Consider the following 7,060-nt stretch of genomic DNA (forward strand, 5'->3'; position numbering starts at 1 on the left):
CTTGAGAATCTGAGCGCCTGCAGCGGCGCCCAGGGTCGCATCGCGGTTCCCTGCGGCCGGCCGGCGGTGCCTTGTGCTCGCCACCTCAGGATTTTTGAGAGAATATTCCCGGCTTCGGCGAGATCGGCGAAACACGTTCGTTGATAAGATCGATAGAATTTATGACGATGTGACCAAGCCTAGGCAATCCGCCCTTGCTGCCATGACTTCACAACCGCAGAGATCAATCATGTCCGACGTCAACAACACTTCGCCAGCTTCCCCCTGGTCAACCCTCAACCGGCGCAATGGCCTTGCTCTGCTGTTCGCATCGGCGGTGGCGATCGGCGGCCTGATGGCTCCCCATGCCTCCTTCGCCGAAGACAAGAAGGCGATCAAGGTCGGCATCATCAGCGGCGAGGACGAGGATGTCTGGCGCGTCGTCGTCGCCCAGGCCGCCGAAAAGGGCCTCACCATCGAGACCGTGGTGTTCAACGACTATACCCAGCCCAACGAGGCGCTGGAGCGCGGCGAGATCGACGCCAACGCCTTCCAGCACCAGCCTTATCTCGACAACCAGATCAAGACCCAGGGCTACCATATCGTGCGCGTCGGCTATACCGGCGTCTGGCCGATCGGCCTTTATTCCAAGAAGTACAAAGCGGTCGCCGACCTGCCCGAAGGCGCGGTCATCGGCGTGCCGAACGACCCGTCCAATGAAGGCCGCGCGCTGCGGGTGCTGCAGAACGAGGGCGTGATCAAGCTGAAGGACGGCACCGGCATTCTCGCCACCACCGCCGACATCGCGGAAAACCCCAAGAAGGTCGAGATCAAGGAGCTTGACGCCGGCATCGTCGGCCGCTCGGTCGAGGATCTCGACGCGGCCGTGGTCAACACCGACTGGGCGCTGAAAAGCGGCCTGACGCCGGAGAACCGCATCGCGCAGGAGCCGATCGCCGACAACCCGTACCGCAACTTCATCGCGGTCAAGGTCGGCAACGAGAACGAGGCCTGGGTGAAGACGCTGGTCGCTTCGTACCAGAACGAGGCCGTGAAAGCCGAGTTCGACAAGGTCTACAAGGGCACCGGCCTCAGCGCTTATTGAGAACGGACCGGGTGTCCGGTTCGAGAGCCATGGCGGTCCGCGCTCGAGCGCGGGCCGCAATTGCGTTTTCGGATGACGAGAACAGGAACACGCATGAACCAGCATTTCACGGCAGTCGCAGGCACCGCCGACCCGATCCAGGGCCGGCCTGACGCGTCTCGGGACGTGGTGCGCCTTGTCGACCTGAAGCGCCGCTTCGGCGCCACGGCGGCGCTCGACGGCATCTCGCTGACGGTACGCAAGGGCGAGATCCTCGGCATCATCGGCCGCAGCGGCGCCGGCAAATCGACACTGATCCGCTGCCTGAACGGTCTGGAGCGGCCCGATTCCGGTCAAGTGTTCATCGAAGGCCGCGAGATCAGCCGGCTCGGCGAGCGCGACCTGCAGCCGCTGCGCCGGCGTATCGGCATGATCTTCCAGCATTTCAACCTTTTGTCGGCCAAGACCGTCGAGGACAATGTCGCGCTGCCGCTGAAGATCGAGGGCCGCTCGAAAGCGGAACGGCTCGCGCGAGCGGCCGAACTGCTCGACCTCGTCGGCCTGTCGGAAAAGGCCAAAGCCTATCCGGCGTCGCTGTCGGGCGGACAGAAGCAGCGCGTCGGCATCGCCCGGGCGCTGGCCGCACGGCCGGCGCTGCTGTTGTCGGACGAAGCCACCTCGGCGCTCGACCCGGAAACGACACGCTCCATTCTCGCGCTGCTCAAGGACATCAACCGGCAGCTTGGCCTGACCATCCTTTTGATCACCCATGAGATGGAGGTGATCCGCTCGATCGCCGACCGCGTGGCGGTGATCGACACCGGGCGCATCGTCGAGGAAGGGCCGGTCTGGTCGGTGTTCGCCGATCCGCGCTCGGACATCACAAGAAGCCTGCTTGGCGCGATCCGGCCGCAATTGCCGGCCGAATTCGCAGCGCGGTTGCTGCCGTCCGCCGGCGCCGACACCATCCTGCGCGTCGATGTCGCCGGCGACGCCGCACGCGGGCCGTTGCTGTCCGATCTCGCGGCAACGGTGCCTGGTCCATTCCGCCTTATCCACGGCGGCATCGACCATGTCCAGCAGCAGCCCGTCGGCACGCTGTTCCTTTCCCTCCCCGGCAAGGATGCAAGCCATCTCGCCGCGGTGATCACATTCCTGAAGTCCCGCCAGGCGCGGGTGGAGGTGCTTGGCCATGTCGGCGATCCTGTTTGAGCTTCTGCTGCGTTCGATCTGGGAGACGGTGCTGATGACGGCCGCCTCCGGCCTCATCTCGCTGGTGTTCGGCCTGCCGCTGGGGCTGGCCTTGATCGCCACCGAACGCGGCGGCATCGCCGAAAGCCTATGGGTCAACCGCGTGCTCGGCGCCGTCATCAACGGTTTCCGCTCGATGCCCTTCATCATCCTTCTGGTGGCGCTGATCCCGCTGACCAGGCTGATCGTCGGCACCTCGATCGGCACATGGGCGGCCATCGTGCCGCTGTCGATCGCGGCCACGCCCTATTATGCGCGCATCGCCGAAGTGTCGCTGCGCGAGGTCGACCATGGCCTGATCGAGGCGGCCCGCGCCATGGGCGGCAACCGCTGGACGATCATCCGCGAGGTGCTGGTGCCCGAAGCCCTGCCCGGCATCGTCGCCGGTTTCACGGTGACCTTGGTGACGCTGATCGGCGCCTCGGCGATGGCCGGAGCCATCGGTGCCGGCGGCCTCGGCGACCTCGCCATCCGCTACGGCTACCAGCGGTTCGAGACGTCGGTGATGATTGCCGTGGTCATCGTGCTGATCGTGCTGGTCTGCGGCATCCAGTGGGTCGGCGACCGGCTGGTGGCGCGGCTGGATCGGCGGGGATGAGACCGGCTGACGAACTAGGCGATGATGTCTTCTATCAGTGCTTGCAAGGGCGCTTCGGAACCGCTGAAACTGTCAAGGATGTCGGCATTAAATGTCAGGCCCGCGTGCTCGGCGAGCATCGCGAGGAAGGTGAGTTGGGTTCGGCCGTTGCCTTCGCGAAACGGATGCACGGCATTGATCTCCGCGACGATGTGGGCGGCGTGCCCGGAAAAGCCGACGCTGTCTAGGTCGGCTAAACGGTCGGGATTGCCGAGTTCGCGGAACACCCGCGCCATCTCAGTCGCGATGTGCTCGGGATAACAGAACCAGCTGCCGCCCTTTCCGATGCGGATGGTGCGCGGCTGACCGGCCCAGGCATACACGTCCTGGAACAGATGCCGGTGCAGACTGCGATAATGAGGATAGTCCAGTTCGCCTGCCGGAAGAGGTTCGTCAGCGCGTGTCAAGAACAGAGCGAGCTCGACCTCATCGAGTTCGGTCTGGTCACGAATGTCCAGCAAATTGATGAGCACCGTCGTGCCGGGGTAGCAGAGCGGATCGAACTCGGCGACGTAGGCCAACGTCTATTTCTTTTTGCGGATTTCTTCCTTGATGAGCGAACGCCGCTCATCACCGGACAGTCCGTGCCGCGCACTGTGGCTTAGTACCTTAGCCATGCGGGGCGACAGCTTCATGCCTTCGACGGCGCTAATTTTCTCGCCGCGCCCGCTCGTCAGAACGAACTGGCCGGTCTTGGCCGAACGGATGGTTCTTGAACTGGGAGACTTCATTTCGAGATCGTATCACAACCTTGGGAGGGGGGCCAAAGCGATTTCCGTGGCAAGTTGGACTAGCCCCTCAGCCTCGCCCCTTCCGGATCGAAGAAAGGCATCGGCGCCACCACCGCGCGCATCGGCTTGCCCTCTATCTCGATGCTCAGTTCGGTGCCGATGGCGGTGAAGGGCAGCCGCAGATGCGCCGTCGCCAGTACCTTGCCGAGGGAATAGCCATGATCGCTGTAGGTGACGATGCCGGCGTCCTCGCCATCGGCCATCACCCTGGCATCCGTCGTGGCTGGCTTATCCCCATCGAGGACCAATCCGGTCCAGCGTTCGTCGAGGCCCTTGTCTCGGACCTTGAGCAGGGCCTCGCGGCCGATGAAATCGCCCTTGTCGAACTTGATCCAGCGGTCGAGGCCGACATGGAACGGCGTGCGGCTCTCATCCATGTCGATGCCATGCGCCGGATAGGCCTTTTCCAGACCGAGCGTAAACATCGCCAGCACGCCATAGGGTTTCAGGCCGAAGTCCCGCCCGGCCTGCATCAGCCTTTCCCAGACCGAGGCCGCCTCGTCGGCCGGCACGAAGAGTTCGAAGCCGAGTTCGCCGGTGACTCCGGTGCGCGAGATCAGCACCTTGGTCTCCCCGACGCGCCCCGAGGTGAACGCCCAGCGCTTCAGCCCGTCCAGATCGGCATCCCTAACCAGCGCTTTCAACAGGTCGCGTGAGCGTGGGCCCTGGATAGTCGGGAAGGCGACCGCTGCGGTGATATCGGTGACATAGGCCTTGCGTCCTTCGGCATGATGCAGCAGCCAGGGGAGCATCTTCAACCGATTGACCGAGCCGGTCACCAGCATGAAATGCTCGGTCCCCAGTCGGAACACGGTGAGGTCGTCCAGGATGCCGCCATCCTCGCGGCAGACCGTGGAGTAGCGCACCTGGCCCGGCTTCATGGCCGCGGCATCGTTGACGGTGACATGGTTGACCAGCGCCTCGGCGTCCGGCCCCTTGATGTCCATCTTGCCCATGGTGCTGAGATCCTGCACGCCGACATTCTTGCGCGTGTTCAGGTGCTCGTCGGCGATGCCGGAATAATATTTGGCCGAGATGAAATCGCCACCGACCCGACCCATAGTCGCGCCCAATCCGACGATGCTGCTGTAGAAGGGGGAGCGCCGCTCAGCCAAGAAAGTCTCCATTCATGAAAACGGCAGCGCCAAGCGGCGCTGCCGGAACGCATTTGGTGTCAGCCTCAATTCCCGTAGACGTCGAACGAGAAGTACTTGTCGTTGATTTCCTTGTACTTTCCGGCGGCGCGCAGCGCGTCGATGGCCGCATTGAACTTGTCGGCCAATTCCTTGTTGCCCTTCTGCAGCGCGATGCCGACGCCGGGTCCGTGAATGGCCGGATCGGCTGTCAGCGTGCCGAGCAGCTTGCAGCAGGCGCCGTCGGGCTTCTTCAGCCATTCGGTCAGGATGATCGAGCCATCCATCATCGCGTCGAGCCGGCCGTTGGCCATGTCGGTGCGGGCGTCGTCGCCGGTCGGATAGGCCTTGACGGTCGAGCCTGCGTATTTCTGCTCGGCGAATTTCTGATGGATGGTGGCGGTCTGCACGCCGAGCGCCTTGCCTCTCAGATCTTCGGGCGAGGTGCCCGCGATGGGCGAATCCTTCGGCACTGCGATGGCCGGCGGCGTCTGGTAGTATTTGCGGGTGAACTCGACCTTCTCGGCCCGCTCGGGCGTGATGGTGATGTTGATGATGGCGTCGAACTTGCCGGCCTGGAGCGCGGGAATCGAGCCGTCGAAATCCTGCACCGTGAATTCGCATTCGGCTTTCATCTCGGCGCACAGCGCCTTGCCTAGATCGATGTCGAAGCCGCCGAGCGTGCCGTCGGCATTGGCATAGTTGAAGGGCGGATAGGCGCCCTCGGTACCGATCCTGAGTTTGTTGTCCTGGGCGGAAGCGGCGCCCGCGGCGAGGGTGAGAGCGACGGAAGCGGCAAGCACGAAACGACCGAAAAGACGCATGGTCCAGATCCCCGTTGACTGGCGAAGTCTACGGGCTTTCATGCGCGCGGCGGAGACGGAAACGACATCTGCTGCGGCGATCACGGCGCGGCAGGCTGTCCTCGCGAGGACTGAAGGCTTTGGGTTGGCTAGCCCGCGCGCTGTGCTTCCGTCGCCTTGCGGTCAACGGAAAGGTCGTTCGCCGACAGCGCCACGCCGAATTTTTGGCTGGCTTCCTTCGGTGTATAATATCCCAGCGCCACATCGCGTTGCACCTGATCGGCGTCGCGCTGGAATGGATCGCCATAGCCGCCACCGCCCGGAGTGCCGACGCGCACGCGGTCACCGGCCTTCAGCGGGATATCCTGCTCCTTGGACAAATGCGGCGGCACATGTTCCTCGCCATTGCGGAACACGGTTACCGTGTTGGGCTCGCCGTCGCTGCCGCCGAGCGCGCCTTGCGGGCCGAAACGGCCGTGATCCATGACGAAGGAGGCGCGCGCGTCGCCGCGCAGGATCTCGATCTCATAGGCGAGGCCGAAACCGCCGCGATGCTTGCCGGCGCCGCCCGAGCCTTCGCGCAAGGCATAGTGACGGTAGAGCACCGGAAACGCCTGTTCCATGATCTCGACCGGAGGCGACTTGGAAATGCCGATGGTCGAGCAGCCATTGGTCAGGCCGTCATGGCCTGAATTGCCGCCATAGCCGCCGCCGGAAATCTGGTACATCACGTAATCGCGGCCCCGTGCCGGATCGTTGCCGCCGAGCGCGAAATTGCCGCTGGAGCCGGCGGGAGCCGCCGTCACCTTGTCCGGCAGCGCCTGCACCATGGCGGCGAACACCGCCTCGGCGATACGCTGCGACACTTCGGCCGCACAGCCCGACACGGGGCGCGGATATCTGGCGTCGAGGAAGGTGCCTTCCGGCCGCTTGACGATCAGCGGCTCGAAGGCGCCGGCACTGATCGGCACGTCGGGGAAAATGTGGCGCATGGCGAGATAGACCGAGGACAACGTCGTCGCCAGAACGCTGTTCATCGGCCCGGCGCACGGCTGTGACGAGCCGGCGAAATCGAAGGTCAGCGTATCGCCCTTCTTCTCGACCGCGAGCGCGATGGTCAGCGGTTCGTTGACCACCCCATCGGAATCAACGAAGGCCCTGGAGCGGTAGGTACCGTCGGGAATGGCCGCTATGTTGGCGCGCATCTGTTCGGCGGCACGGCGGCGCAGCTCGGCGATCGCCTCGACAATGGTTTCGTCACCGTAACGATCCAGGATTCCGTTGAGCCGGTCCTGGCCGATCAGCAATGCCGCGGCCTGGGCCCGGATGTCGCCAATGCGCTGGTCGGCGACGCGGATGTTGGAGCAGATGATGGCGTAGAT

General features: G+C 64.1%; 8 protein-coding genes. 3 read left to right on the forward strand and 5 right to left on the reverse strand.

The genetic code is table 11. The features are described from left to right. The first annotated feature begins 229 nt into the window (after positions 1–229). The 3 genes from FJ978_RS26960 to FJ978_RS26970 all read left to right on the forward strand — a co-directional run bounded on the left by FJ978_RS26960 (position 230) and on the right by FJ978_RS26970 (position 2,912). Positions 230–1,084 carry a MetQ/NlpA family lipoprotein gene (locus FJ978_RS26960; protein WP_140575466.1) on the forward strand — a complete coding sequence of 285 codons (855 nt, stop codon included), beginning with the start codon at positions 230–232 and terminating at the stop codon, positions 1,082–1,084. Between the two features lie 93 nt (positions 1,085–1,177). Further along, positions 1,178–2,275, forward strand: coding sequence for a methionine ABC transporter ATP-binding protein (locus FJ978_RS26965; protein WP_140575468.1), 1,098 nt, complete (start codon positions 1,178–1,180; stop codon positions 2,273–2,275). After that, positions 2,256–2,912 (forward strand): methionine ABC transporter permease, encoded by a 657-nt coding sequence (locus FJ978_RS26970; protein ID WP_140575471.1) that lies wholly within the window; start codon positions 2,256–2,258, stop codon positions 2,910–2,912. The genes FJ978_RS26965 and FJ978_RS26970 overlap by 20 nt, the downstream gene beginning before the upstream one ends. Positions 2,913–2,926: 14 nt before the next feature. On the opposite strand, the gene FJ978_RS26975 is transcribed toward FJ978_RS26970, so the two are convergent. The 5 genes from FJ978_RS26975 to FJ978_RS26995 all read right to left on the reverse strand — a co-directional run. Next, the gene (locus FJ978_RS26975) at positions 2,927–3,472 is read right to left on the reverse strand and encodes a Fic family protein (protein WP_140575473.1); all 546 of its coding nucleotides are present in this window, start codon (positions 3,470–3,472) and stop codon (positions 2,927–2,929) included. 3 nt (positions 3,473–3,475) lie between these two features. Beyond that, positions 3,476–3,682: a hypothetical protein gene (locus FJ978_RS26980; RefSeq protein WP_140575476.1), complete on the reverse strand. Its 207-nt coding sequence runs from the start codon at positions 3,680–3,682 to the stop codon at positions 3,476–3,478. Between the two features lie 59 nt (positions 3,683–3,741). Then, positions 3,742–4,857 (reverse strand): aminomethyltransferase family protein, encoded by a 1,116-nt coding sequence (locus FJ978_RS26985; protein ID WP_246678215.1) that lies wholly within the window; start codon positions 4,855–4,857, stop codon positions 3,742–3,744. 65 nt (positions 4,858–4,922) lie between these two features. After that, the gene (locus FJ978_RS26990) at positions 4,923–5,699 is read right to left on the reverse strand and encodes an ABC transporter substrate-binding protein (RefSeq protein ID WP_140575481.1); all 777 of its coding nucleotides are present in this window, start codon (positions 5,697–5,699) and stop codon (positions 4,923–4,925) included. Positions 5,700–5,827: 128 nt separating this feature from the next. Continuing rightward, on the reverse strand, positions 5,828–7,060 hold a 1,233-nt coding region (locus FJ978_RS26995), incomplete at its 5' end, for a hydantoinase B/oxoprolinase family protein (RefSeq protein WP_140575484.1).

The organism is Mesorhizobium sp. B1-1-7 (genome assembly GCF_006442705.1).
GTDB classification, from domain to species: domain Bacteria; phylum Pseudomonadota; class Alphaproteobacteria; order Rhizobiales; family Rhizobiaceae; genus Mesorhizobium; species Mesorhizobium opportunistum.

Bases quoted from the DNA above. Each gene is read 5' to 3' on its own strand.
- FJ978_RS26960 (WP_140575466.1), top strand. From the start codon at position 230: ATGTCCGACGTCAACAACACTTCGCCAGCTTCCCCCTGGTCAACCCTC.
- FJ978_RS26965 (WP_140575468.1), top strand. From the start codon at position 1,178: ATGAACCAGCATTTCACGGCAGTCGCAGGCACCGCCGACCCGATCCAG.
- FJ978_RS26970 (WP_140575471.1), top strand. From the start codon at position 2,256: ATGTCGGCGATCCTGTTTGAGCTTCTGCTGCGTTCGATCTGGGAGACG.
- FJ978_RS26980 (WP_140575476.1), bottom strand. From the start codon at position 3,682: ATGAAGTCTCCCAGTTCAAGAACCATCCGTTCGGCCAAGACCGGCCAG.
- FJ978_RS26990 (WP_140575481.1), bottom strand. From the start codon at position 5,699: ATGCGTCTTTTCGGTCGTTTCGTGCTTGCCGCTTCCGTCGCTCTCACC.